General features: G+C 69.7%; 22 protein-coding genes. 16 read left to right on the forward strand and 6 right to left on the reverse strand.

Annotated features, from left to right (window positions below; genetic code table 11):
* Positions 1-50: 50 nt before the first annotated feature.
* From V6S85_RS13140 to V6S85_RS13165, 6 genes are all read left to right on the forward strand, one after another.
* Complete coding sequence (locus V6S85_RS13140) at positions 51-866, forward strand: 2-keto-4-pentenoate hydratase (RefSeq protein WP_116564146.1); 816 nt, start codon at positions 51-53, stop codon at positions 864-866.
* 60 nt (positions 867-926) lie between these two features.
* The gene (locus V6S85_RS13145; protein ID WP_116564144.1) at positions 927-2,201 is read left to right on the forward strand and encodes an MFS transporter; all 1,275 of its coding nucleotides are present in this window, start codon (positions 927-929) and stop codon (positions 2,199-2,201) included.
* A 117-nt stretch (positions 2,202-2,318) separates the two neighbouring features.
* Positions 2,319-3,389 (forward strand): oxidoreductase, encoded by a 1,071-nt coding sequence (locus tag V6S85_RS13150; RefSeq protein WP_334349158.1) that lies wholly within the window; start codon positions 2,319-2,321, stop codon positions 3,387-3,389.
* Entirely contained in the window at positions 3,386-3,877 is a 492-nt protein-coding gene (locus tag V6S85_RS13155) for a heme-degrading domain-containing protein (RefSeq protein ID WP_116564141.1), read from the forward strand. The genes V6S85_RS13150 and V6S85_RS13155 overlap by 4 nt, the downstream gene beginning before the upstream one ends.
* Positions 3,878-4,085: 208 nt before the next feature.
* Positions 4,086-5,858, forward strand: coding sequence for a gamma-glutamyltransferase family protein (locus V6S85_RS13160; RefSeq protein WP_334349159.1), 1,773 nt, complete (start codon positions 4,086-4,088; stop codon positions 5,856-5,858).
* A gap of 236 nt (positions 5,859-6,094) precedes the next feature.
* Entirely contained in the window at positions 6,095-6,706 is a 612-nt protein-coding gene (locus tag V6S85_RS13165; RefSeq protein WP_334349160.1) for a hypothetical protein, read from the forward strand.
* Between the two features lie 169 nt (positions 6,707-6,875).
* Here the strand turns inward: V6S85_RS13165 and gatA are convergent, their stop codons facing one another.
* Together gatA and gatC are read right to left on the reverse strand one after the other, a co-directional pair.
* A complete protein-coding gene (gene gatA / locus V6S85_RS13170; protein WP_334349161.1) occupies positions 6,876-8,348 on the reverse strand; it encodes an Asp-tRNA(Asn)/Glu-tRNA(Gln) amidotransferase subunit GatA in 1,473 nt (490 codons plus the stop codon).
* Positions 8,348-8,635, reverse strand: a complete 288-nt coding sequence (gene gatC / locus V6S85_RS13175) for an Asp-tRNA(Asn)/Glu-tRNA(Gln) amidotransferase subunit GatC (protein WP_116488863.1) — start codon at positions 8,633-8,635, stop codon at positions 8,348-8,350. Before gatC ends, gatA begins: the two co-directional genes overlap by 1 nt.
* A gap of 150 nt (positions 8,636-8,785) precedes the next feature.
* On the opposite strand from gatC, the gene ruvX reads away from it, so the two are divergent.
* The 3 genes from ruvX to pyrC all read left to right on the forward strand — a co-directional run bounded on the left by ruvX (position 8,786) and on the right by pyrC (position 11,779).
* Positions 8,786-9,268 (forward strand): Holliday junction resolvase RuvX, encoded by a 483-nt coding sequence (gene ruvX / locus V6S85_RS13180; RefSeq protein WP_334349162.1) that lies wholly within the window; start codon positions 8,786-8,788, stop codon positions 9,266-9,268.
* Between the two features lie 217 nt (positions 9,269-9,485).
* Positions 9,486-10,481, forward strand: a complete 996-nt coding sequence (locus tag V6S85_RS13185) for an aspartate carbamoyltransferase catalytic subunit (RefSeq protein ID WP_334349163.1) — start codon at positions 9,486-9,488, stop codon at positions 10,479-10,481.
* Complete coding sequence (gene pyrC, locus V6S85_RS13190; protein WP_334349164.1) at positions 10,478-11,779, forward strand: dihydroorotase; 1,302 nt, start codon at positions 10,478-10,480, stop codon at positions 11,777-11,779. Before V6S85_RS13185 ends, pyrC begins: the two co-directional genes overlap by 4 nt.
* 3 nt (positions 11,780-11,782) lie before the next feature.
* On the opposite strand, the gene V6S85_RS13195 is transcribed toward pyrC, so the two are convergent.
* Positions 11,783-12,337, reverse strand: coding sequence for a hypothetical protein (locus V6S85_RS13195; RefSeq protein ID WP_334349165.1), 555 nt, complete (start codon positions 12,335-12,337; stop codon positions 11,783-11,785).
* Between the two features lie 154 nt (positions 12,338-12,491).
* Here V6S85_RS13195 and plsY point away from each other — a divergent pair, with 154 nt between their 5' ends.
* The 7 genes from plsY (at position 12,492) to rnr (ending at position 22,149) form a co-directional block, all read left to right on the forward strand.
* The gene (gene plsY / locus V6S85_RS13200; RefSeq protein ID WP_334349166.1) at positions 12,492-13,139 is read left to right on the forward strand and encodes a glycerol-3-phosphate 1-O-acyltransferase PlsY; all 648 of its coding nucleotides are present in this window, start codon (positions 12,492-12,494) and stop codon (positions 13,137-13,139) included.
* Positions 13,139-14,236 (forward strand): DNA-processing protein DprA, encoded by a 1,098-nt coding sequence (dprA, locus tag V6S85_RS13205; protein ID WP_116569704.1) that lies wholly within the window; start codon positions 13,139-13,141, stop codon positions 14,234-14,236. The genes plsY and dprA overlap by 1 nt, the downstream gene beginning before the upstream one ends.
* 12 nt (positions 14,237-14,248) lie before the next feature.
* A complete protein-coding gene (locus tag V6S85_RS13210) occupies positions 14,249-15,943 on the forward strand; it encodes a M61 family metallopeptidase (protein ID WP_334349167.1) in 1,695 nt (564 codons plus the stop codon).
* 38 nt (positions 15,944-15,981) lie between these two features.
* Positions 15,982-16,500 (forward strand): DUF2442 domain-containing protein, encoded by a 519-nt coding sequence (locus tag V6S85_RS13215; RefSeq protein ID WP_334349168.1) that lies wholly within the window; start codon positions 15,982-15,984, stop codon positions 16,498-16,500.
* 168 nt (positions 16,501-16,668) lie between these two features.
* Complete coding sequence (gene topA / locus V6S85_RS13220) at positions 16,669-19,344, forward strand: type I DNA topoisomerase (protein WP_334349169.1); 2,676 nt, start codon at positions 16,669-16,671, stop codon at positions 19,342-19,344.
* A 32-nt stretch (positions 19,345-19,376) separates the two neighbouring features.
* Entirely contained in the window at positions 19,377-19,751 is a 375-nt protein-coding gene (locus V6S85_RS13225) for a hypothetical protein (RefSeq protein WP_116569708.1), read from the forward strand.
* 55 nt (positions 19,752-19,806) lie between these two features.
* Positions 19,807-22,149 (forward strand): ribonuclease R, encoded by a 2,343-nt coding sequence (rnr, locus tag V6S85_RS13230; RefSeq protein ID WP_116569709.1) that lies wholly within the window; start codon positions 19,807-19,809, stop codon positions 22,147-22,149.
* A 143-nt stretch (positions 22,150-22,292) separates the two neighbouring features.
* On the opposite strand, the gene V6S85_RS13235 is transcribed toward rnr, so the two are convergent.
* From V6S85_RS13235 to V6S85_RS13245, 3 genes are all read right to left on the reverse strand, one after another.
* A complete protein-coding gene (locus V6S85_RS13235; protein WP_243410664.1) occupies positions 22,293-22,550 on the reverse strand; it encodes a DUF2164 domain-containing protein in 258 nt (85 codons plus the stop codon).
* The gene (gene argF, locus V6S85_RS13240; protein WP_058347636.1) at positions 22,529-23,464 is read right to left on the reverse strand and encodes an ornithine carbamoyltransferase; all 936 of its coding nucleotides are present in this window, start codon (positions 23,462-23,464) and stop codon (positions 22,529-22,531) included. Before argF ends, V6S85_RS13235 begins: the two co-directional genes overlap by 22 nt.
* Positions 23,465-23,539: 75 nt before the next feature.
* Positions 23,540-24,754 (reverse strand): aspartate aminotransferase family protein, encoded by a 1,215-nt coding sequence (locus tag V6S85_RS13245; RefSeq protein WP_116569710.1) that lies wholly within the window; start codon positions 24,752-24,754, stop codon positions 23,540-23,542.
* Positions 24,755-24,906: the final 152 nt, after the last annotated feature.

Here is a 24,906-nt window from a genome sequence, read left to right on the forward strand (position 1 = left end):
AGGTCCGACGAACGGGCCAGCCATGAGTAATTCGAGGGAGGCTACGCGGCGTGACCGTTTCTGAGGCGCAAAGCGACCTATTCGCACCGGCGTCGATCGCCCCCCAATTCGTTGAAGCCCGCCAGAAGGGCGTTTCGGTTCCCGGCTATCCCGGCGGCGCCCTGCCCCAGTCGATGGCCGACGGCTATGCGGTGCAGGACATCGCCATCGACCTGTGGCCCGACGAACTTGTCGGCTGGAAGGTGGGCCTGGTTCCCCCGCAGCACCGCGAGCGCCTGGGCGTCGACCGCCTGGCCGGCTGCATCTTCAAAAAGAACGTCTGGGACGCCGGCGCCGAGCCGACCCCGTTCCGCGCCATTCCTGGCGGTTTCTGCGCCGTCGAGGCCGAGTTCATCATCCGCCTGTCCAAGGACGCCCCCGAGGGCAAGACCGAGTGGACGGCGGAAGAAGCCGCCGACTATGTCGGCGAGCTGATCCTCGGCGTCGAGATCGCCGGCAGCCCGCTGAAGACCATCAACGAGCTGGGCCCGCCCATCGTCGTCTCCGACTTCGGCAACAACGACGGCCAGATCCTGGGTCCGGTCATCGAGAACTGGCGCGAGATCGGCTGGGAAGCCATGCCGGCCGAGACCTTCGTCAACGGGTTGAGCGTCGGCAAGGGCGGCGCGACCTCGATCCCCGGCTCGCCGCTGGCGGCCCTGGCCTTCCTGCTCGGCCACGTCGCCTCGCGCGGCCGGCCGCTGAAGAAGGGCATGCTGGTCACCACCGGCGCCAGCACCGGCATCCACGACGTAGCGGCCGGCGACGAGTCGACCATAAGCTTCGGCCCGCTGGGCGAGGTCCGCTGCAGGGCGGTTCCCGCCTGACGGCGGGCCGCCGCAAAACAACAAACCAGAACAAAGACTAGGGTAAGGAAGACGAAGTCCATGGACGTATCCGCGGCCCCTGCGCCGTCTGAAAAGATCGGGCGCTATCGCTGGGTGATCGTCAGCCTGCTGTTCGCGGCGATGGTCATCAACTATGTGGACCGGCAGACCATCGGCCTGCTCAAGCCGAACCTCTCCAAGGAGTTCGGCTGGAGCGAGGGCGACTATGCCGACCTCGTCTTCTACTTCCAGCTCTCCTACGCCATCGCCTACCTGGCGTGGGGCAAGATCATGGACAAGATCGGGGCCCGCTGGGGCTTCGGCATCGCGTTCGCCATTTGGCAGATCGCCCACATCGCCCACGCTGGCGCGCGCGGCCTGTCGGGCTTCATCTTCGCCCGCATGGGCCTGGGCGTCGGCGAGGCCGGCGGCTTCCCGGGCGGCATCAAGGCCGTGGCCGAGTGGTTCCCCAAGAAGGAACGCGCCTTCGCCACCGGCATCTTCAACGCCGGCACCAACATCGGCGCCATCGTCACCCCGCTGGTCGTGCCAGGCATCACCCTGGCCTTCGGCTGGCAGATGGCCTTCATCGTCACCGGCGTAGCGGGCCTGATCTGGCTGCCGATCTGGCTGCTGGTCTACCGCCGTCCGCGCGAACACAAGAAGCTGGGCGCGGCCGAACTGGCCCACATCGAGCAGGATCCGGCCGACCCCGTCGAGAAGATCGGCTGGGCCAAGCTGCTGACCAAGCGCGAAACCTGGGCCTACTCGCTGGGCAAGTTCCTGATCGACCCGATCTGGTGGATGTTCCTGTTCTGGCTGCCCGACTTCCTGGGCAAGCGCTATGGCCTGGATCTGAAGACCTTCGGTCCGCCGCTGATCGCCATCTACCTGCTGAGCGACGTCGGCAGCGTCGGCGGCGGCTGGCTGTCGTCGAACCTGATGAAGCGTGGCTGGAGCATCAACGCCGCCCGCAAGACGACCATGCTGGTCTGCGCCCTGCTGGCCGTGCCGGTGATGTTCGCCTCGTTCGCCAGCAACGTCTGGCTGGCCGTGCTGATCATCGGCGTGGCGACCGCGGCCCACCAGGGCTTTTCGGCCAACCTCTACACCCTGCCCTCAGACGTCTTCCCGCGCGCCGCCGTCGGCTCGGTGGTCGGCATCGGCGGCATGCTGGGCGCCCTGGGCGGCATGGTGTTCTCCAAGTACATCGGCAAGGTTCTGGAGGACATCGGCACCTACACCCCGATCTTCGTGGTCGCTGGCACGGCCTACCTGATCGCCCTGCTGGTGGTGCACCTGCTGACCCCCAAGATGGAGCCGGTGAAGATCTGATCTTCGCCCCTCCGCTGAAATCGAGCCCCCGGACGCAGCCGCGCCGGGGGCTTTTTCGTTGTGCATTTCGCCCGCCGGCGCCGTGACCTCGCCGCGATCACGGCTTAGATTGGATGCATGACAACGTTGTCTCCCACCACGACCGCCCCGCTCAACGTCGCCCTCGTCGGCTACGGCTATGTCGGCAAGACCTTTCACGCCCCGCTGATCACCACGACGCCGGGCCTCGTCCTGCACACCGTGGTGTCGAGCGACCCGGCCAAGGTGCTCGCCGACCACCCGGAGACCAAGGTCGTCGCCGGCCTCGACGAGGCGTTGGCCGACCCGGCCATCGACCTGGTGGTGATCGCCACGCCCAACGACCTGCACGCCCCGCAGGGCCAGGCGGCCCTCTCCGCCGGCAAGCACGTGGTGATCGACAAGCCGTTCACCGTCACCCTCGACGAGGCCCGCGCCCTGATCGCCTCGGCCGAGACCCACGATCGCCTGTTGTCGGTGTTCCACAACCGCCGCTGGGACGCCGACTTCCTGACGCTGAAAGGCCTGATCGCGGAAGGCGCGCTGGGCGAGGTGACGCAGTACGAAAGCCACTTCGATCGCTTCCGCCCCGTGGTCCGCGACCGCTGGCGCGAGCGGGCGGGTCCGGGCGCAGGCGCCTGGTTCGACCTTGGCCCGCACCTGCTGGACCAGGCGTTGCAACTGTTCGGCCCGCCCCTGGCGGTCAATGCCGATATCGGCGTCCAGCGCCAGGGCGCGGGGGCCGACGACTATTTCCACGTGACCCTGCGCTATGCGGCGCTGCGGGTGATCCTGCACGGCAGCCTGCTGACCGCCGCGGCCGACCTGCGCCTGGCCGTGCACGGCACGAAGGGCAGCTTCGTCAAGCAGGGCCTCGACGCCCAGGAGGACGCGCTCAAGCGCGGTCTCACGCCCGCCGACGAGGGCTTCGGCCAGGATCCGCGCCCCGGGACCCTGACCCGCGCCGACGGCGACGCCCTGGCCAGCCAAGTCGTTCAGGGCCAGCGCGGCGACTATGCCGCCTACTACGCCGGGATCCGCGACGCGATCCTGACCGGAGCGGCCAATCCCGTGCCGGCCCGCGAGGCCCTGCAGGTGATGGAGCTTCTGAACCTGGCCGCCCGCTCTGCCGCCGAACGCCGCGAGCTTTCGGTCGAGGCCGCCCGATGAGCTGCAAGGACGACCTGGACCGCATCGCCGCCCAGGAGGCCAGCCTGGTCTTCCCGCGCTTCGACCTCGACGCCGCCTGGGCCCTGGGCGCGGGCCTGCGCGACGCGGCCCTGGCCCGCAAGGCGCCGCTGGCCATCGACATCTCGCTGCGCGACCGGCCGCTGTTCCACGCCGCCCTGCCCGGCTCGACCGGCGAGAACGCCGACTGGATCCGCCGCAAGCGCAACACCGTGCTGCATTTCTCCAAGAGTTCGTACGGGATCGGCCTGGCCCTGGCGGCCAAGGGCGAGACGCTCGAGGCCAAGCACGGCCTGCCGACGCGGGACTACGCCGCCCACGGCGGCGGCTTTCCGCTGCTGGTGAAGGGCCTGGGTTGCATCGGCGCGGTCACCGTCTCGGGCCTGCCGCAACGCCAGGACCACGTGCTGGTGGTCGAGGCCCTGGCGCTGGTGCTGGGCAAGGAGCTGGACGATCTGGCGCTGGGGTAGAGATCAAAGAACGAAGCGATCGGTTGGGGGACGTGGCCGCGAGCCTTCCTCAAAAGCGGAAGCTGAAAACGCCCCCCTCCGGCCCTTCGGGCCACCGCCCCCGGAGGGGGAGGATCTTTGCCCCAAGCACCCACTTTTCCCGCACGGCCTAGCCTCCCCCGCCCGCCGCCCCTAGAAACGGACTCGCCGTTTTCGTGGGGACCTCGACATGCGCCGTCGCACTTTCTTCGCCGCCTTGCCCGCCGTCGCCTTCGCGGGGCAAGCCCTGGCGCAGTCGCAGATCCTCACCGGCCCCAACCCGAACCGTAAGCGCCCCGACGTGCATGGCGGCGACCGGGTGGACGGCGCCAGCTTCGCCTCGCGCTCGGCGGCCTGGGGGATCCACGGCGCGGCGGCCACGGCCCATCCGCTGGCGACCCAGGCGGCGATCGCCGTCCTGAAGAAGGGCGGCTCGGCGGCCGACGCGGCGGTGGCCGCCAACGCCATGCTGGGCCTGTGCGAGCCGATCGCCTGCGGCATCGGCGGCGACTGCTACGTGCTCCTCTGGGATCCCAAGACCCGCAAGGTGGTGGGCCTGAACGGCTCGGGCCGATCGCCCAAGGGCCTGTCGCTGGAGACGGTCCGCTCGCGCGCCAAGGACGGCAAGATCCCCAGCTACGGCGCCGTCAGCGTCAGCGTGCCCGGCGCGGTCGACGCCTGGCGGGCCCTGCACGAGCGCTACGGCAAGCTGAAGTGGGCCGAACTGTTCGAGCCGGCGATCGCCACGGCCGAGGAAGGCCACCCGATCACCCAGAACGTCGCCTTCTACCTGGCGGGCAGCCATCGCCGCTTCACCAATCCGGCGTCCAACATCGAGGAGGTCGAGAACTTCAAGAAGGTCTGGGCGCCCGAGGGCAAGACCCCGGTCGAGGGCGAGATCTTCAAGAACCCGGCCCTGGCCCGCACCTACCGCCTGATCGCGCAAGGCGGCGGCCGGGCCTTCTACGAGGGCGAGATCGCGACCACGATCGAGGCCTATTTCAAGCGCATCGGCGGCTGGATGACCAAGGCCGACCTGGCGGCCCACCGCTCGGTCTGGACCACGGTGCACACCACCGGCTATCGCGGCGTCGACGTCCATGCCCTGGGCGACAACACCCAAGGCCTGGCCACCCTGCAGATGCTGGGCATCCTCGAGCAGTTCGACGTGGCCGGCATGGGCTTCCAGTCGGCCCAGGCCATCCACCACGCCGTCGAGGCCAAGCGCCTGGCCTATGAGGACCGCGCCCGGTTCTACGCCGACCAGGACTTCTACAAGTCGCCGATCGAGTGGCTGATCTCCAAGGACTACGCCAAGGAACGCGCCAGGCTGATCCGTCCCGACAGGATCTGGACGCCGAGCTATCCGGGCACGGCGCCCAGCAAGGGCGACACCACCTATTTCACCACCGCCGACAAGGACGGGATGATGGTGTCGATCATCCAGTCGAACTATCGCGGCATGGGTTCGGGCCTGATGCCCGACGGCCTGGGCTTCATGTTCCAGGACCGTGGCGAACTGTTCGCCCTGACCGACGGCCATCCCAATGTCTATGCGCCCGGCAAGCGGCCGTTCCAGACGATCATCCCGGGCTTCGCCACCCGCAAGGGCGAGCCGTGGCTGAGCTTTGGCGTCATGGGCGGCGACATGCAGCCCCAGGGCCAGACCCAGATCATCAGCAACATGGTCGACTTCGGCCTGGGCGTGCAGGAAGCCGGCGACGCCCCGCGCTGGCACCATGGCGGCTCGCCCGAGCCGACCGGGATCGCCGCCGAGGACATCGCCGCGCTCGACCTGGAGACCGGCGTGCCGGCCGCGACCCGCAAGGCTCTGGAAGCCATCGGCTGGACCCTCAAGACCGACGCCGGCGGCTATGGCGGCTACCAGGCCATCGAGCGCTGGCCGGGGCGCTATGCGGCGGCGACCGAGATGCGCAAGGACGGGGTCGCGCTGGGGTATTGAGACCGCGCAAGGCCCCCTCCGGCCCTCCAGGCCACCTCCCCCTTCAGGGAGAGGGTTCGAAGCCTTGCGGTGATGGGGAGTGCGCCTTGGGCGGCGCCCTCTAGGAGCGGGCAAATCAAGCGCTACAAGAATTGCGGCCCGAATCCGGCAGAAACGGCGCCATTCCGGGTCAGGAGGAACCACGTTCGAAACCTCCCGTTACTTATCCCGACAAGGATAAGCTGAGGAGGACCCAAATGCCTGCCTTGAACCTCGATGGTCCTGAACCCGCGATCGCCAATGCTGGCGACGGTTCGGCCCTGTTTCCGCAAGCCCCCGTCTATGCCCGCACCTCGACGCACAAGAAGAAGTCTTCCAGCAATCTGCCATTGCTGATCGGCGCCCCCGTCGCCGTGGTCGCCGTCGGCGCCCTGGCCTGGGGGATCATGAGCAATCAGGCCCAGACCCCGGCCTCGCCGGACGAAGGCTTGAAGGTCGCAGAAGCCGAGGCGGTTCCCACGCCGGCGCCGGCGCCGACCCCGGCTCCGATGCCTGAACCGGCGGCCGTGGTGCCCGCCGCCACGCCCGCTCCCGCTCCCGCGGCTCGCGTAGAAGTGGCCCGCGCCGAGCCGCGCCCGGCCGCCCGCCGCGCGGCTCGCCCGGCGCCCGTGGAAAGCGCGCCGTCGGCCGAGGAGGCCTCGAGCAACGTCAGCGCCACGGTCCCGGCCCCGACGCCGGCTCCGGCGCCCGCCGCTCCGGCCGCGATCGTCGCCGAACCGGCTCCGCTGGCCGTGCCGGCGCCCATCGCGGCTCCGGCTCCGCAGCCGGCCGTTCCGGTGGTCCCGGTGACGCCGAACACGCCCCAATAAGATACTGGCCAGTAAGGGCCTGAAACGACAAAGGGCGGCTCCATCGCTGGAGCCGCCCTTTCTGTACGTGAAACCTCGTCCTTCGACAGGCTCAGGAAGAGGCTTCAATGCGGGCGTCGAAATCGATCCTCACCCTGAACTCGTCGAAGGGCGAGGATCGCACCTCACATCACCACCACTTGTCGGCCTTGGCCGTGAAGCCGGCGGCCTTTTCGATGGCGCCGGCCACCGAGAACACCGTGCCTTCGTCCAGCGGCTTGCCGATGATCTGCAGACCCAGCGGCAGGCCGTTGGCGTCCAGGCCCGCGGGCAAGGACAGGCCCGGCAGGCCGGCAAGGTTGGTCGTCACAGTGAAGACGTCGTTCAGGTACATGGCGATCGGGTCGCTCGAGTTCTCGCCCAGGCCGAACGCCGCCGAGGGCGCGGTCGGGGTGAGGATGGCGTCGACCTTGGTCCAGGCGTTGTCGAAGTCCTCGGCGATGCGGCGGCGCACCTTGAGCGCCTTCAGGTAGTAGGCGTCGTAGTAGCCGGCCGACAGCACGTAGGTGCCGATCAGGATGCGGCGCTTGACCTCGTCGCCGAAGCCGGCGGCGCGGGTGTTCTCGTAGATCTCGGCGAGGTTGGCGCCCTCTTCGCGCAGGCCGTAGCGCATGCCGTCGTAGCGGGCGAGGTTCGACGAGGCTTCGGCCGGCGCGACGATGTAGTAGGCCGGCAGGGCGTACTTGGTGTGCGGCAGGCTGATCTCGACGATCTCGCAGCCGGCTTCCTTCAGCCAGGCGACGCCGTCGTCCCACAGCTTCTGGATCTCGGCCGGCATGCCGTCGACGCGATACTCCTTCGGCATGCCGATGCGCAGACCCTTGACCGACTTGCCGACGAACTGGGTGAAGTCCGGCGTGGCGATGTCGAGGCTGGTGGAGTCCTTCTCGTCGTGGCCCGACATCGAGTTCAGCAGCAGGGCCGCGTCCTCGACGGTCTTGGCGATCGGGCCGGCCTGGTCCAGGGAGCTCGCGAAGGCGACGACGCCCCAGCGCGAGCAGCGGCCATAGGTCGGCTTGATGCCGACGGTGCCGGTGAAGGCGGCCGGCTGGCGGATCGAGCCGCCGGTATCGGTGGCGGTGGCGCCCAGGCAGAGATCAGCGGCGACGGCCGCGGCGCTGCCGCCCGACGAACCGCCCGGGGTCAGGGCCTTGTTGCTGTCCTTGGCGCGCCAGGGGTTGGTGACCGGGCCGAAGTAGCTGGTCTCGTTCGACGAGCCCATGGCGAACTGGTCGAGGTTCAGCTTGCCCAGCATCACCGCGCCGTCGCGCCACAGGTTCGACGTCACGGTCGACTCGTAGGCCGGGACGAAGTTCTCGAGGATCTTCGAGCAGGCCGTGGTGCGCACGCCCTTGGTGCAGAAGAGGTCCTTCACGCCCAGCGGCGCGCCATCCAGCGGGCCGGCCTCGCCCTTGGCGCGGCGGGCGTCCGAGGCGGCGGCCATCTCGAGCGCCTGCTCCGGGGTTTCCAGGATGTAGGCGTTGAGGCCGCGGGCGGCTTCGACGGCGTCGATGTGGGCCTGGGTCAGCTCGACCGAGGTGAACTCCTTGGCGGCCAGGCCGTCGATGGCGCCCTTGAGGGTGAGCTTGTTAAGCGCGCTCATTATTCGACCACCTTGGGCACGACGAAGAAGTTGGAGACGGTCTTGGGGGCGTTGCCGGTCACGACTTCCGGCTCGCCGCCCATGGTGACGACGTCGTCGCGCAGCGGCAGGCCGGCGGCCACGACGCTGGTCAGCGGCTCGGCGCCGTCGGTGTCGACCTCGGCCAGCTGCTCGATCCACGTCATGATCCCGTTGAGCTCTTGCGTCAGAGCTTCGATGCGCTCTTCGGGTTCGGCGATGCGGGCGAGCCGGGCGACCTTGCGGACGGTCGCGGCGTCGATGGCCATGGGGCCTTCTCCAAGCAGTAGTGACGGCAGTCGGAAATTTCCGACAGTAGAGGGGTGGGTTACCCGCCTAGCCTTGTCTTTGACAAGCCCGACGGCTCTCGCATGGGGCTTTTCCTCGCCTGAGGGCCCGCGAAGCGCTAGAAGCCGCCCATGCCCGTTCTCGACATCGAACAATTCGCCGCCGCCATTCCCGACTACAAGCCGGTCATCGGCCTGGACCCTGGCGAGAAGACCATCGGCGTGGCCGTGTCCGACGTGACCCTGACGGTCGCCAGTCCGCTGACCGTGATCCACAAGACCAAGTTCACCCAGGACGCCGCGGCGCTGTTCGACATCATCGACTATCGCAAGGTCGCCGGGATCGTCATCGGCCTGCCGGTCAACATGGACGGCACCGAGGGCGTGCGCTGCCAGAGCAACCGGGCGCTGGCCCGCAACCTGCTGCGCCTGCGCCCCGACCTGACCATCACCTTCTGGGACGAGCGCCTGTCGACGGCGGCGGTGACCCGCGTGCTGATCGATGAGCACGACGTCAACCGCAAGCGCCGCGGCGAGGTCGTCGACAAGATGGCCGCCGGCTGGATCCTGCAGGGCGCCCTGGAACGGATGCGAGGGATCCGGGGGGAAGTCTGACTTCCCCTTCTCCCCTTGCGGGAGAAGGTGTCGGCGCAGTCGACGGATGAGGGGGTCTCTCGGAATTCCGATGCCCCACCCAGCCTGACCGCTTCCGAGCGGACAGCGCCTTCATCCCCTCACCCGACCTCGCTCCGCGAGGCCACCCTCTCCCGCAAGGGGAGAGGGGGCAGACTAGCCTTCCCTTCCCGCCCAAAGCCGCCTATGACGCGGGCTCATGACGGCTTCAGCCCATGACCCGAGCGCGGCGATCGAGACGATCCGCAAGCGCCTCTTCTCGTTCCCCAAGCGGCACTTCCTTTCGGCGGGCGATCTCAACGCTCCCCAGGCGGCCGACCTTCTGGACCTGGCCGACGCCTTCGTGGCGTTGAACCGGCAGACGTCCAAGTCCCTCGACCTGCTCAAGGGACGGACTCTGATGAACCTGTTCTTCGAGAACAGCACCCGCACCCAGAGCTCGTTCGAGCTGGCCGGCAAGCGGCTGGGCGCCGACGTCGTCAACATGAACCCCAAGACCTCGTCGGTGGCCAAGGGCGAGACCCTGATCGACACGGCCGTGACGCTGAACGCCATGCGGCCCGACCTGCTGGTGGTGCGCCACGCCTCGTCGGGGGCGGCGTCCCTGCTCAGCCAGAAGGTCAGCGGCAGCGTCGTCAACGCCGGCGACGGCCAGCACGAGCACCCGACCCAGGCCCTGCTCGACGCCCTGTCGGTCCGGCGGGCTTTCGGCCGCGTCTCGGGCCTGACCGTGGCCATCTGCGGCGACGTGCTGCACAGCCGCGTCGCCCGCTCGAACGTCGCCCTGCTCCAGATCCTGGGCGCCAGCGTGCGCCTGGTGGGCCCGCCCACCCTGATGCCGGCCCAGGCCGAGCGCTGGGGCGTGACCGTGCACCACGACATGAAGTCGGGCCTGGCCGGCGCCGACGTGGTGATGATGCTGCGCCTGCAGCTGGAGCGGATGCAGGGCGGCTTCGTGCCCTCGACCCGCGAATACTTCCGCTTCTACGGCCTGGACCGCGAGAAGCTGTCGCGCGCCGCGCCGGGAGCCAAGGTCATGCACCCGGGGCCGATGAACCGGGGCGTCGAGATCGACAGCGACGTCGCCGACGATCCCGCCGTCAGCCTGATCCAGGACCAGGTCGAGATGGGCGTCGCCGCCCGCATGGCCGTGCTCGCCGCCCTCGCCCACCGTCTCGAGGAGGAAGGCCGATGACCGCGCCCCAGCCGCTCGCCTTCGTCAACGCCCGCCTCGTCGATCCCGAAAGCGGCTATGACGGTCCCGGCGGCGTCATCGTCTCCGAAGGCGTCATCGCCGACGTGGCCAAGGGCCGCGAGTTCGGCAAGCTCAGCAAGGGCGTGCGCGTCGTCGACTGCGGCGGGGCCATGCTGGCGCCGGGCCTGATCGACCTGCGGGTCAAGACCGGCGAGCCGGGCGCGGAAACCAAGGAAACCCTGGCCAGCGCCGCGCGCGCCGCGGCAGCCGGCGGCGTCACCAGCTTCGTCGTCCAGCCCGACACCGATCCGGCGGTCGACGATCCCAGCACGGTCGACTTCCTGCTGCGCCGCGCGCGAGACATCGACAGCGCCCGCATCCTCTGCGCCGGCGCGGCCACCAAGGGCCTGCGCGGCGAGGAGATGGCCGAGATCGGCCTGATGCGCGAAGCCGGCTGCGTCTATGTCACCGACGCCGACAGGCCGATCGCCGACAGCAAGGTGTTCCAGCGCCTGCTCTCCTACGCCAGGGGCTTCGACACCATCCTGGCCCACCGCCCGCTCGACCCGTGGCTGGCCAAGGGCGGAGCCGCCACCGGCGGCGAGTTCGCCGCGCGCATGGGCCTGCCGTCGATCTCGCCGATGGCCGAGCGGATCATGCTGGAGCGCGACGTGGCCCTCCTGGAAGCCACCGGCGGACGCCTGCTGGTCGACCAGCTGACCAGCGCCCAGGCGCTGGAGACCCTGGGCCGCGCCAAGGCCAAGGGCCTGCGCATCCACGCCAGCGTGTCGATCAACCACCTGAGCTTCAACGAACTGGACATCGGCGACTACCGCACGTTCGCCAAGCTGACCCCGCCCCTGCGCGGCGAGGACGACCGCCAGGGGCTGATCGAGGCCCTGGCCTCGGGCCTGATCGACATCGTCGTCAGCGCCCACGCCCCGGCTCCGGCCGAGGACAAGCGCCTGCCGTTCGACCAGGCCGCGCCGGGCGCGGTGGGCCTGGAAACCCTGCTGCCGGCGCTGCTGGGCCTCTATCACGACGAGCGCCTGCCCCTGATCGACCTGATCCGCGCGGTGACCCTGGCTCCAGCGTCCCTGCTTGGCCTGCAGACCGGCCGCATCGCGCCCGGCGCGCCGGCCGACCTCGTGCTGTGCGACCTCGACGCGCCGATCATCGTCGACGCCGCCAGGCTGCTCTCGAAGTCGAAGAACTCGCCGTTCGACGGCCGCAGGCTGCAAGGTCAGGTGCTGATGACCATCGTCGACGGCCGGATCGTGCACCGCGCCGAGGGCTGAGGCCTAAGGGCAGGCCCGCGCCGGAACCAGGGCGACGCGTGCGGGGCTGAGCCTGATCTGGCGGGCCTGCCCCATGTCGCCATAGACGCCGACCTGGGCCGTGCCCGACACGCCGACGGTGGAGGCGTCGCCGCCGGGGATCTCGACCAGGGCCAGGCCGCCCAGGTCGCCGACGTGGTCGCGATCGAGGAAGGCCGCGCCCACCGAAGCCTGGCCGTCCAGGCCCGCGCCGCCGCGCGCGGCGGTCAGCGACCAGCCGGCCGGCGTCTTGCAGACCTTCGTGACCTTGGCGCCTGCCAGCTTCAGGCCGAAGGCGCCGACATAGTCGTCCGGGCCGAGCGCGATCCCCTGGATCGACAGCAGGAAGGTCGTCGCCGCGACGGGCTCCGGCGCGGTCTCCACCGGCTTGGGCGGCGCGATCTTGGCGGGCGACGCCGGCGCGGGCTTGTCGGCGGCCCCGGGCTTGCCGACGAAGTGGGCCAGGGCCAGGGCGGCGCCGACGCCGAGCACGGCGGCGGCGAGGATGGGAATCAGACGGGCGTAGCGCGGATCCTTCATGGACCGCTCAATAGAACAGGCGCGTCCGGACGCCCAAGCCGAACTTCCCAAACGGAAGCATGAACCGGCGCGCGAAGCGGCTATAAGAAGCGAAAACGGGCTTGCCTCACCGGCCAAGCTTGGCCATGTTTCGCTCGCGCAAAGGTAGCATTTCTTGGAAAGCCTCGCCCCCGTCGCCTATCTGACCCTCGCGATCGCCGTGATCGGGGGCTACCTGCTGGGCTCGATCCCGTTCGGCCTGATCGCCACGCGCCTGGGCGGGGCCGGCGACATCCGCAAGATCGGTTCGGGCAACATCGGCGCGACCAACGTGCTGCGCTCGGGCCGCAAGGACCTGGCGGCCATCACCCTGCTGGGCGACGGCGGCAAGGGCGCGGTCGCCGTGGGCCTGGCCCACCTGCTCAGCCACGGCAACCCGCTGGTCGTCGCCCTGGCCGGCGGCGCGGCCTTCGCCGGCCACATCTTCCCGGTCTGGCTGAAGTTCAACGGCGGCAAGGGCGTGGCCACCTTCTACGGCGTGCTGCTGGCCGCCGCCTGGCCCGTGGGCCTGCTGGCCGCCGCCACCTGGCTGGCCGTAGCCGCCCTGTTCCGCATCAGCTCGCTGGCGGCCCTGACCGCCGCCGCCCTGGCCGCCCCCTTCGCCCTGGCCACCGACCGCCCCTACCCGATCCTGGGCCTCTGCCTGTTCATGGCCGTGCTGATCTACATCCGCCACAAGGACAACATCACCCGCCTGCTCAAGGGCGAGGAGCCGAAGATCGGCAAGAAGAAGACGGCGGAAACGCCGCCCACGGGGGCCTGATGACCCGGGGCCTTTCCGATCAGGAGCGCCTGGCCTGGCTTCGCCTGGCGCGCACCGAGACGGTCGGCCCCGTCGCCTTCGACCACCTTCTTCAGCGCTTCGGCTCGCCCGAGCGGGCGCTGATCGCCCTGCCTGACCTGGCCCGCCGGGCAGGCCGGGCGGCCCCGCTGCGGCCGCCGCCCACGGACGAGATCCTGCGCGAACTGGACGACGGCGGCAAACTCGGCGCCCGCCTGATCTGCGCCTGCGAGCCCGACTTTCCCCATCGCCTGGCCACGCTGGACCCGCCGCCGCCGGTGATCTGGGCGCTGGGTCACTACGAGCTTCTGCCCCAGCCCAGCGTCGCCATCGTCGGCGCCCGCATCGCCTCGGCCGCCGGCCAGCGCTTCGCCCGGCAACTGGCGGCGGAACTGGGCCAGCACGGCCACGTGGTGGTCTCGGGCCTGGCGCGCGGCGTCGACGGCGCCGCGCACGAGGGTTCGCTGTCGACCGGCACGATCGCCGTGCTTGGCGGCGGGATCGCCGACATCTATCCGCCCGAGCACGCCAGCTTGCACGCCCGCATCGCCGAGCACGGCTGCGTCGTTTCCGAAAGCGCGCCGCTGCGCCGCGCCCAGGCCAAGGACTTCCCGCGCCGCAACCGGATCATCTCGGGCCTGTCCATGGGCGTGGTCGTGGTCGAGGCCGAACTGAAGTCGGGCTCGCTGATTACCGCCCGCCTGGCCGCCGAGCAGGGCCGCGACGTCTTCGCCGTGCCCGGCTCGCCGCTGGATCCCCGCGCCAAGGGCCCCAACGACCTGATCCGCCAGGGCGCGATCCTGTGCGAGGGGGTCGAGGACGTGCTGCGCTCGCTGTCCGCGTCGCCGTCCATGCGCGAGCGCGACAGGGCCTGGGATCCGGATGAAGCCGCCGACGATCTGGACCACGACGCCCTGCGCGAACAGGTGGCCGCGCTGCTTTCGCCCACGCCGGTGTCGCGCGACGAGCTGGTGCGCGCCGTAAAAGCGCCGACTTCGGCGGTGATGGCGGCGCTGGTGGAGCTCGCCCTGGCCGACCGGGCCGAATTGCTGCCCGGGGGCATGGTGGCCGGCGTCTGAGGGGGCGTTGAGTTGAAATCCAAGACCTTGAGCGTCGCAACGACGCTGACCCTGGCCATGCTGGCCGCGCCGGCGTGGGCCGCGCCCGTGGCCTATGTCGTTTCGCCGGTGATGAAGGACGGCGACCTGACGGCGCTGGAGGTCACGGCCACCTTCAAGGCCGACGCCGACGGCGAGACCCACCTGTCGCTGCCCAACAACTGGATGGGCCGCAGCGGCATCTGGCGCAACCTGACCGACCTGACGGTCGAAGGCGCGGACTCCGTCGTCGAGGACACGCCCAAGGCGCGGATCATCCGCTCCAGGCCAGGGCGCAGGCTGACCCTTCGCTACAGGGTCAACGACACCCTGAAGCGCGACCCCGTCCAGTCCGACAGCTATCCCAGCGAGCCCTGGATCCGGCCTTCGTGGTTCTATGTCGACGGGGTGAGCGCCCTGATCACGATCGACGGGCGAGAAGACGGCCCCGTCTCCTTTCGCTGGGGCAAGGGCTGGTCAAAGGACTTCAAGCTGGCCAGCAATCTCGACGACGCCGATTGGGACGAGGACGCGCGCCAGAGCGTGCTGATCGGCGGTCGCGACCTGCGCGTCGTACGCGCCGGTCCGGTGCGGCTGGCCATTCGCGGCGACCACGCCTTCTCGGACGCCGAGCTGAGCGGCGCGCTGGAAGCGATCCTGTGGGCCGAACGCGGCTTCTTCGGCGACGACCGCGAGAAACCCTTCCTGGTCACCGCCCTGAGCCTGGCCCCGCAGAGCGGGGCGTCGTTCCACGGCACGGGCAAGCACCAGGCCTTCGCCATGGCCGTCACGCCCAACATGACGCTGGAGGACATCCGCGTGCTGCTGGCGCACGAGATCTTCCATGCCTGGAACCCGAACCGGCTGGGCCAGGCCTTCGGGCCCCGCGGCTACTGGTTCAGCGAGGGCTTCACCGATTTCTACGCTCGCCGCCTGATGGTTCGCGAACGCCAGATCACGCCGCAGGCCTTCGCGGCCGCCTGGAACGAGACCTTGCGCGACTATGCGACTTCACCGGCCATCGCCATGCCCGGCGACGAGGCGGCCGGGAAATTCTGGACCGATCCCTACGCCGACAAGCTGGCCTACCAGCGCGGCGCGCTGCTGGCCGCGATCTGGGACCTGAAACTGCGGCGAGCCGGATCGAGCCTGGACGTCGTGCTGCGGGACCAGGCGCGAAACCGCGATCCCAAGGCCACCATGGTCCGCGCCTTCGTCGAAGCCGCGAAAGCCAAGGGCCTGGACGTCACGGCCGACATCGAGGCCCACATCGACCAGGGCCGGCCAATCCGCCTGCCCGCCGACGCCTTCGCCCCGTGCGCCACGGTGACGGACGTGACAGCGCCGGTCTTCGATCGCGGCTTCGAGCCCAAGACCGACGACAAGGGAACCATGACCATCGCCGACCTGCGCGAGGACAGCGCCGCCTATCGCGCCGGCCTGCGCAACGGCATGGTCATCGTCGAGCGCCGCAAGGGCCGAGGCGGCGACGCGACCACGCCGTACGAACTGGTCGTGCGCGAGGGCGACGGCCCGGTCCGGGTCGTCACCTTCCTTCCGCAAGGGACCCAGACCGAGCGCTTTCAGCAGCTGGCGCTGACGCCCGAGGCGGCCAAGGCGCCGGCGCTGTGCGCCTTTACCCGCACCGAGGCCTCGGCGACCGCTTCAAAACCCATCGAGTTGGGTTAAAATGATAGACCGTCCTTCGAGTGCTAGGGCTGCGTGCGGTGATCTTCACCAATGATCATGCCCAAGCCATGACGCGCGCGGAAATCCGCCGCGCCATGGCGATCGTCGTCGAGCACCGCAACGCCTGCTGGCGCGATGGAGGGATATCAATGGCTGACCTGACCGATGCCGAAATAGACGCCGCACTGGCCCTCGGCGAAAAGCAGGCCAATACCAAGCCCAGAGCACGGTCCGCGCGATATGATCGCGCGAGCGGCCGCATCGAGGTCGAACTGACCAGCGGCGCCGCGTTCGCCTTCCCCGCGCGCCTCGGCCAAGGCCTCGAAGCCGCGACCGAAGAGGAACTGGCGCAGGTCCTCGTCAGCCCGGGCGGATATGGTCTGCATTGGAAGGCGCTGGACGTCGACTTGTCGATCCCGGAGCTGGCCGCCGGGGTTTTCGGGACCAAGGCGCACATGGCCAGGATCGCCGGACAGGCCAGATCCGCCGCCAAGAGCGCGGCGGCGCGGGCCAACGGCGCCAAGGGCGGCCGCCCACGCAAATCCGGAATGGCCTGACGCTCGACACCCCTCTCTCTAAAGAGAGAGGTCGACAGGCGAATGCTCGGCAATTGCGAAGGTTCGCACAGCCGCCGTTGACATTGTCATAGGGTCGCCCCCACTTTCCGGCGCTCGCCTCCTGGTTCGCCGGAAGGTCGATCCACCTCCCCCTAGCTCAGAGTCGTAATGAACGTCGTCGTCGTCGAGAGCCCGGCCAAGGCCAAGACCATCAACAAGTACCTCGGGTCCGACTACACGGTTCTGGCCTCCTATGGGCATATCCGCGACCTGCCCTCGAAGGACGGCTCGGTGGAGCCCGACAACGACTTCGCCATGAGCTGGGAGGTCGACGCCAAGTCGTCCAAGCGCATCTCCGACATCGTCGACGCGCTGAAGAACGCCGACCGCCTGATCCTCGCCACCGACCCGGATCGCGAAGGGGAAGCGATCAGTTGGCACGTGCTCGAGGTGCTGAACAAGAAGAAGGCGCTGAAGGACAAGCAGATCCAGCGCGTCACCTTCAACGCCATCACCAAGAGCGCCGTGACCGAGGCCATGAAGGCCCCGCGCGACCTCGACATGGAGCTGGTCGAGGCCTACCTGGCCCGCCGCGCCCTCGACTACCTCGTCGGTTTCACGCTCTCGCCGGTGCTGTGGCGCAAGCTGCCGGGCAGCCGCTCGGCCGGCCGCGTGCAATCGGTGGCCCTGCGCCTGGTCGTCGACCGCGAGATCGAGATCGAGCGCTTCAGGACCCAGGAATACTGGACGGTCGACGCCGACGTCTCGGCCGGCTCCGACCCGTTCCTGGCGCGCCTGGTCAAGCACGACGGCAAGAAGCTCACCAAGTTCGACCTCGGCAACGAGGCCTCGGCGCTGGCCGCCAAGGCCGCCGTGCAGGCCGCGACCTTCAAGGTCGAGGCCGTCGAGAAGAAGCCGGGCAAGCGCTCGCCCGCCCCGCCCTTCACCACCTCGACCCTGCAGCAGGAAGCCGCCCGCAAGCTCGGGTTCTCGGCCCAGCGCACCATGCAGGCCGCCCAGAAGCTGTACGAAGGCATCGACATCGGCGGCGAGACCGTGGGTCTGATCACCTACATGCGTACCGACGGCGTCTCGATCGCGCCGGAAGGCATCGCCGACGCCCGCGACGTGATCGGAAACGTCTACGGCAAGGACTACGTGCCGGACGCCCCGCGCATCTACAAGTCGAAGGCCAAGAACGCCCAGGAGGCCCACGAAGCCATCCGCCCGACCAGCATGCGCCGCAACCCCGGCTCGCTGCGCCTGGATCCGGACCTGGGGCGCCTGTACGAACTGATCTGGAAGCGCACCATCGCCTCGCAGATGGAAAGCGCCCGCATCGAGCGCACCACGGTCGACCTGGAAAGCCACGACGGCCGCACCGGCCTGCGCGCCACCGGCCAGGTGGTGCTGTTCCCGGGCTACCTGGCGGTCTACGAAGAAGGCCGTGACGACGAGGAGGGCGAAGACAGCGCCCGCCTGCCCGCCATCGTCGAAGGCGCCGCCGCCAAGGTCATCGAGGCCCGCGCCGACCAGCACTTCACCGAGCCGCCCCCGCGCTATTCCGAAGCCAGCCTCGTCAAGAAGATGGAAGAGCTGGGCATCGGCCGTCCGTCGACCTACGCCTCGGTCCTGACCGTGCTGCGCGACCGCGAGTACGTGCGGATGGAGAAGCAGCGCTTCATCCCCGAAGACAAGGGCCGCCTGGTCACCGCCTTCCTCGAGCAGTTCTTCCGCCGCTACGTGGAGTACGACTTCACCGCCTCGCTGGAAGAGCGCCTCGACCTCGTCTCGGACGGCCAGCTCGACTGGAAGGAATTCCTGCGCGAGTTCTGGAAGGACTTCCACGCCGCCGTCGGCGAGATCGCCGAACTGCGCACCACCAACGTGCTCGACGCGCTGAACGACGCCCTGGGCCCGCACATCTTCCCCGACAAGGGCGACGGGTCGAACCCGCGCCTGTGCCCGACCTGCGGCTCGGGGATGCTGTCGCTGAAGACCGGCAAGTTCGGCGCCTTCATCGGCTGCTCGAACTATCCGGAATGCCGCTACACCCGCCAGCTGGGCGTGGCCGAGGGCGACGGCGAGGCCGAGAGCGCCGACAAGGAACTGGGGATCAACCCCGCCACCGGCCGCGCCGTGTGGCTGAAGAACGGCCGCTTCGGCCCCTATGTGGAAGAGGTGGCGGCCGAGGGCGAGAAGCCCAAGCGCTCGTCCCTGCCCAAGGGCTGGACGCCGGCGGCGCTGGACCTGGAGAAGGCCCTGCGGCTGCTGTCCCTCCCCCGCGAGGTCGGCATGCACCCCGACGACGGCAAGCCGATCACGGCCGGCCTGGGGCGCTTTGGGCCGTTCGTGCTGCACGACGGCACCTACGCCAACCTGGAGAACGCCGACGAGGTGTTCGACGTCGGCCTAAACCGCGCCGTCGCCATCCTGGCCGACAAACGGGCCGGCGGCGGACGTCCGCAGCGCGCGGCCGCCGCGGCGCTGGCCGAGCTGGGCGCCCACCCCGAGGACGGCAAGCCGGTGCGGGTGCTGTCGGGCCGCTTTGGTCCGTACATCAAGCACGGCGACACCAACGCCAACGTGCCCAAGGGCGCGGATCCGGCGGCCCTGACCCTGGCGGAAGCGGTGACCCTGCTGGCCGAGCGCGTCGCCAAGGGCGGCGGCAAGAAGCCGGCCAAGAAGGCCGCCGCGCCCAAGAAGGCTCCGGCCAAGGCAAAGGCCGCCAAGGCTGAAGGCGACGCCGCCGAGGCCAAGCCGAAGAAGGCCGCCGCCAAGACCACGGCGGCCAAGAAGCCGGCCGCCAAGAAGGCGCCGGCCAAGGCCAAGACCGAGGCGTGACGGCAGGCGACCGGGGGGAGTAGACTAGCGCGATGACCACGCTCGAACGTCCCATGCCGCTGCCTCTGGTGGTGGTCCTGCTGTCGGCGGTCAGCGTCGTGGGCTTCGTGCTGGGCCTGCGCGGCGCGCTGGACACCGGCAAGCCGGCCGACGCGGTCTCGACCGCGCCGCTGGCCGAGGTCTCGGGCGTGCCGGTCAAGGACGCGACCCCGGCTCCGGTCGAGGTCGCGCCCCCGCCGCCTCCCCCGCCGGTCAAGCCGGTCGAGGAAGCGCCCGAGGAGGTCGCCCCCGAGACGCCGCCGGTGGTCCAGGCCCCGGTCGCCCCGGCCACGCCCCCGCCGGCCGAGAAGAAGCCCGAGGTCCCTCCCGCCCAGCAGACGCCGCAGCGGATCGAGGACCTGTACTAGGGCCTAACCGCGCCTGCCCGTTCCCCTCGGCCGTGAAACGGCTTAGAGGGGAGCAATGGCCAAACCTCGCCTCCCCAAGACCGCTGCCCCGAAGTCCTCGCGCCCGAAGGTGGCTTCGAAGGCTCGCCCGCCCGCCGGCCTGCCCGACAAGGAGACGCTGCTGGCGTTCCTGCGCGACGCCGGCGAGGCCGCCAAGGCCGACATCGCCCGTCACTTCGGCCTGAAGGGCGCCGATCGCCGCGCCCTGCGCGAGATGATCCGCGAGATGGAGGCCCAGGGGCAGCTGGGCAAGCGCGGCCGCCGCGGCTTCGCCGAGGCCGGCGCCCTGCCGCCGGTCGGCGTGGCCGACGTGATCGAGCGCGACGCCGACGGCGACCTGTTCGTCAAGCTGACCAAGGCCGACGACGACGTGCCGATGGTGCGCCTGGCGCCCGACCGTCGCGAGGCCGCCGCCGGCGCGCCTGGCCTCGGCGATCGCCTGCTGGTGCGCTTCGAGCAGCTGGAGAGCGGCGAATACGAGGCCCGCCTGATCAAGCGCCTGGGCCAGAGCGCCCACAAGGTGCTGGGCGTGGTTCGCAAGCAGCGCCGCGAGATCCGCGTCGAGCCGGTCGACCGCAAGTCCAAGGAAAGCTTCATCCTCGACGTCGCCCAGCCGGGCGTCGGCGACCTGAAGGACGGCGACCTGGTGGTCGTGCAGCAGAGCGGCCACGCCGGCCGCTATGGCCCCAAGCCCTGCCGCGTTCTGGAGACGGTCGGACACGAGGAAGACCCCCGCGCCGCCTCGCTGATCGCCATCCACAGCCACGGCATCCCCACCGGCTTCTCGGACGAGGCCGAGGAAGAGGCCAAGGCCGCCAAGGAGCCGACGCTGGAGGGCCGCGAGGACCTGCGCGACCTGCCGTTCGTGACCATCGACCCGGTCGACGCCCGCGACCACGACGACGCCGTCTACGCCCATCCCGACGACAGCGAAGGCAACAAGGGCGGCTGGGTGGTCTGGGTGGCCATCGCCGACGTCGCCGCCTATGTCCGCCCGGGCTCGGCCCTGGACCGCGACGCCCGCGACAAGGGCAACAGCGTCTACTTCCCCGACCGGGTGGAGCCGATGCTGCCCGAGACCCTGTCGAACGGCCTATGCTCGCTGCGCGAAGGCGAGAACCGCGCCACGCTGGCGGTGCGGATGGTGTTCGACAAGTCGGGCCACAAGAAGAGCCACCGCTTCGTGCGCGGCCTGATGCGCTCGGCCGCCAAGCTCTCGTACGAGCAGGCCCAGGCCGCCATCGATGGCACGCCCCCGCCGGCCGGCCAGGATCCGGACAAGGCCCCGCCCCTGCTGGACGCGATCCTGACGCCGCTGTGGGAGGCCTTCCGCCTGATGGGCAAGGGCCGCGAGCAGCGCTCGCCGCTGGCCATCGAAAGCGACGAGCGCCGCATCGTCATCACCAAGGACGGCGAGATCGCCTCGATCACGCGCCGCGCCAGCCTCGAGGCCCACAAGCTGATCGAGGAGATGATGATCCAGGCCAACGTCTCGGCCGCCGAGAGCCTGGAAGCCAAGCGCTCGCCGCTGATCTACCGCGTGCACGACACGCCGAGTCTGGAGAAGGTGCAGAACCTGGCCGAATTCCTGCAGACCCTGGAGATCCGCTGGAATAAGGGCGAGGCCCCGCAGACCAAGCGGTTCAACCAGCTGCTGGAAGAGACGCGAGAGAGCCCGCACGCGGCGATCATCAACGAGGTGGTCCTGCGCACCCAGATGCAGGCCCACTACTCCAGCGACAACATCGGCCACTTCGGCCTGAATCTCGCCAAGTACGCCCACTTCACCAGCCCGATCCGGCGCTATGCCGACCTGATCGTGCACCGCGGCCTGATCCGGGCCCTGGGCCTGGGCGACGACGGCCTGACCGACCAGGACATCGCGCGGATCAAGGACACCGCCGAGGTCATCACCCACGCCGAGCGCCGGGCCATGGCCGCCGAGCGCGACGCCACCGACCGCTACATCGCCTCGTTCCTGTCAGACCGGGTGGGCGCGACCTTCAGCGGCCGCATCACCGGCGTCACCCGCTTTGGCCTGTTCATCAAGCTGGACGAGACCGGCGCCGACGGCCTGGTGCCGATCTCCAACCTCGGCGACGAGTTCTTCGTCCACGACGAGAAGCTGCACTCGCTGGTCGGCGAGCGCACCGGCAAGCGCTGGCCGCTGGGCCTGTCGGTCGAGGTGCGCCTGCGCGAGGCGACGCCCGTGACCGGCGGCCTGCTGTTCGAGATGCTCACCGACCCGCTGCCGGCCGACCCGAAGCTGCCGAGGCCTCGCCTGGGGGCAAGGCGGCAGGCGGCGGTGAAACCGCGCGGCGGCCTGCCGAAGGGCGTGCGGCGGGGAAAGCGGCGCTGATGTCCGGAACCTCCCCCTCTGGGGGAGGCGATCGCGCAGCGATCGGTGGGGGGTGTTACTGAGAAATCGGCCGGCGGCGCGGAAGCTGAAAACTGCCCCCCCCACCGGCCTTCGGCCGCCTCCCCCAAAGGGGGAGGTTTCTGTCAGACGGGCTTCTCGATCTCGTAGACCACGTCTTCCAGCTTTTGCAGGAACAGCGTCTGTGCGTCGCGGACGCCCTGGTTGAAGAACACCGGGCCCAGGGTCTCGCCGATGAAGTCGAGCAGGAAGCCGGCCTCCAGGCCGCTGACCGGGCGATCGAGCTCGTCGCGGAGGTAGAGTGAGAGCTTGCGCAGCGCGGCCTCGCGGACGTCCTTGTCGAGCTCGATGCGGGCCATGGTCAGCCGATGGCCCCGAAGCACCAGGCCAGGACCGACTTCTGGGCGTGGATACGGTTCTCGGCCTCGTCCCAGACCAGCGAGCGCGGGCCGTCGAGGACGGCGTCGGTGACTTCCTCGCCGCGGTGCGCGGGCAGGCAGTGCAGGAACACGCCGTCGGGCTTGGCCAGATCCATCAGGGCGTCGTCGACCTGATAGGGCTCGAAGGCCTTCAGGCGCTCGTCATGGTCGGTGTCGCCCATCGAGACCCAGGTGTCGGCCACGACCACGTCGGCGCCGCGCACGGCTTCCTTGGGGTCCTCGCTCATGGTCACGTCGCCGTTCAGGCCGGCGGCGCGGGCCAGGTCGTGCAGGTCGGCGTGATAGACCGCCGGGCAGGCGATCTTCAGCTTGAAGCCCAGCAGCGGGGCGGCGTGGATGAAGCTGGAGCAGACGTTGTTGCCGTCGCCCACCCAGGCGATGGTCTTGCCGCCCACGTCGCCGCGATGCTCTTCGATCGTCAGCAGGTCGGCCATGATCTGGCACGGGTGGCTCTTGTCGGTCAGGCCGTTGATCACCGGCACCGTCGAGACCTGAGCGAAGCGCTCGACGTCGGCGTGGACGTTGGCGCGGATCATCACTGCGTCGACCATGCGCGACAGCACCTTGGCGGTGTCCTCGATGGTCTCGCCGCGGCCCAGCTGCATGTCGTTGGACGTCGAGATGATGGCGTCGCCGCCCAGCTGGCGCATGGCCGCGTCGAACGAGAAGCGGGTGCGGGTCGAGTTCTTCTGGAAGATCATCGACAGCACGCGGTCCTTGGCGGGCGCGTCGGCGTCGACGCGGCCCTGCGGCCAGCCCTTGCGGGCGGTCTTGCGGGCCTTGGCGTCCTCGAGGATCAGGCGCAGCGTGGCGCCGTCGAGCTTCCAGAGATCGATGAAGTGACGGGGGGCGGTCATCTCAGGCCACCTTTCCGAAAATGGGCTGGAGTGGACGCCCCCGCTTGAGCGCGGAGGCGTCGGGTCATCGAGACGTCAGGCCGCCGCTTGGGCGCGGACGACCTCGCAGGTCTTTTCGAGCTTGGCCACGGCTTCCTGGGCCTCGGCCAGCGTCAGGTTCAGCGGCGGCAGCAGGCGCACGCAATTGTCGCCGCCGCCGGCCACCAGCAGTTGCTGGTCGCGGGCCAGGGCCATGAACTCACGGTTGTTGGACGCCAGCTTGATGCCGATCAGCAGGCCCTTGCCGCGGATGTCGAGCACGACGTCCGGGAAGCGGTCCTTCAGGCCGTTCAGCTGCTGGGTGAAGTAGCCGGCGACGGTCTTCACGTTGTCGAGCAGCTCGGGCGTATTGATCGCGTCGAAGGCCGCCGTGCCGACCGCCATGGCCAGCGGGTTGCCGCCGTAGGTCGAGCCGTGGGTGCCGGGGGTCATGCCCTTGGCGCCCTCGTGGGTGGCGAGGCACGCGCCGACGGGGAAGCCGCCGCCCAGGGCCTTGGCCACGCACATGATGTCGGGCTCGGCGCCGTCGGCCCACTCGTGGGCGAAGAGCTTGCCGGTCCGGCCCATGCCGCTCTGGACCTCGTCGAAGATCAGCAGGACGCCGGCCTCGCGGGTGATCTCGCGCAATTCGACCAGCTGGGCCTCGGTCAGGGCGCGCGCCCCGCCCTCGCCCTGCACCGGCTCGATGATGACGCCGGCCGTGGTCGGGCCGATGGCGGCCTTCAGGGCGTCGAAGTCGCCGAACGGCAGCTGGACGAAGCCCGGCAGGCGCGGGCCGAAGCCGTCGAGATAGCCGGCGTTGCCCGAGGCGTTGACTGCCGCGTACGAGCGGCCGTGGAACGAGCCGTCGAAGCCGATGATGTCGATGCGTTCCGGATTGCCGGCCACCGCGTGATAGCGGCGGGCGGCCTTCAGGGCGCACTCGATCGCCTCGGTGCCCGAGTTGGTGAAGAACACCACGTCGGCGAAGGTGGCCGCGCACAGCTTGTCGGCCAGCACTTCCTGCTCGGGGATCGTGTAGATGTTGGAGACGTGCCAGAGCTTTTCGCCCTGGGTCTTCAGGGCGTCGACCAGCACCGGGTGGGCGTGGCCCAGGCCGCAGGTGGCGATGCCCGCCACGCAGTCCAGGTATTCGCCGCCGTCGGTCGAGAACAGGCGCGCGCCTCGGCCTCGTTCGAACGCCAGCGGAGCGCGGTTGTACACGCCCATGATGTGGTGTTGCGAGGAGTTGGACGACGTCGCAGTGCTCAATTCGGCCTCCCAAAAAGGCAAGAAGCCCCCGGGCTTTCGCGCGGGGACTGGAAGGCCCGACGTTGTCGACGCGAAGCCCTGCCCTGTCAATGAAATCACTATGAATTTTCGCCCGGCGGGGCGTGGCGGACACACCCTGGCGGCGCGGGACC

The organism is Caulobacter sp. CCNWLW153 (assembly GCF_036889365.1).
In the GTDB taxonomy this organism is placed as follows: domain Bacteria; phylum Pseudomonadota; class Alphaproteobacteria; order Caulobacterales; family Caulobacteraceae; genus Caulobacter; species Caulobacter radicis.

What these genes read in the sequence shown, in the direction of transcription:
- V6S85_RS13145 (WP_116564144.1), top strand. Translation starts at nt 927, where the DNA reads ATGGACGTATCCGCGGCCCCTGCGCCGTCTGAAAAGATCGGGCGCTAT.
- V6S85_RS13150 (WP_334349158.1), top strand. Translation starts at nt 2,319, where the DNA reads ATGACAACGTTGTCTCCCACCACGACCGCCCCGCTCAACGTCGCCCTC.
- V6S85_RS13155 (WP_116564141.1), top strand. Translation starts at nt 3,386, where the DNA reads ATGAGCTGCAAGGACGACCTGGACCGCATCGCCGCCCAGGAGGCCAGC.
- V6S85_RS13160 (WP_334349159.1), top strand. Translation starts at nt 4,086, where the DNA reads ATGCGCCGTCGCACTTTCTTCGCCGCCTTGCCCGCCGTCGCCTTCGCG.
- V6S85_RS13165 (WP_334349160.1), top strand. Translation starts at nt 6,095, where the DNA reads ATGCCTGCCTTGAACCTCGATGGTCCTGAACCCGCGATCGCCAATGCT.
- gatA (WP_334349161.1), bottom strand. Translation starts at nt 8,348, where the DNA reads ATGAGCGCGCTTAACAAGCTCACCCTCAAGGGCGCCATCGACGGCCTG.
- gatC (WP_116488863.1), bottom strand. Translation starts at nt 8,635, where the DNA reads ATGGCCATCGACGCCGCGACCGTCCGCAAGGTCGCCCGGCTCGCCCGC.
- ruvX (WP_334349162.1), top strand. Translation starts at nt 8,786, where the DNA reads ATGCCCGTTCTCGACATCGAACAATTCGCCGCCGCCATTCCCGACTAC.
- V6S85_RS13185 (WP_334349163.1), top strand. Translation starts at nt 9,486, where the DNA reads ATGACGGCTTCAGCCCATGACCCGAGCGCGGCGATCGAGACGATCCGC.
- pyrC (WP_334349164.1), top strand. Translation starts at nt 10,478, where the DNA reads ATGACCGCGCCCCAGCCGCTCGCCTTCGTCAACGCCCGCCTCGTCGAT.
- V6S85_RS13195 (WP_334349165.1), bottom strand. Translation starts at nt 12,337, where the DNA reads ATGAAGGATCCGCGCTACGCCCGTCTGATTCCCATCCTCGCCGCCGCC.
- dprA (WP_116569704.1), top strand. Translation starts at nt 13,139, where the DNA reads ATGACCCGGGGCCTTTCCGATCAGGAGCGCCTGGCCTGGCTTCGCCTG.
- topA (WP_334349169.1), top strand. Translation starts at nt 16,669, where the DNA reads ATGAACGTCGTCGTCGTCGAGAGCCCGGCCAAGGCCAAGACCATCAAC.
- V6S85_RS13225 (WP_116569708.1), top strand. Translation starts at nt 19,377, where the DNA reads ATGACCACGCTCGAACGTCCCATGCCGCTGCCTCTGGTGGTGGTCCTG.
- rnr (WP_116569709.1), top strand. Translation starts at nt 19,807, where the DNA reads ATGGCCAAACCTCGCCTCCCCAAGACCGCTGCCCCGAAGTCCTCGCGC.
- argF (WP_058347636.1), bottom strand. Translation starts at nt 23,464, where the DNA reads ATGACCGCCCCCCGTCACTTCATCGATCTCTGGAAGCTCGACGGCGCC.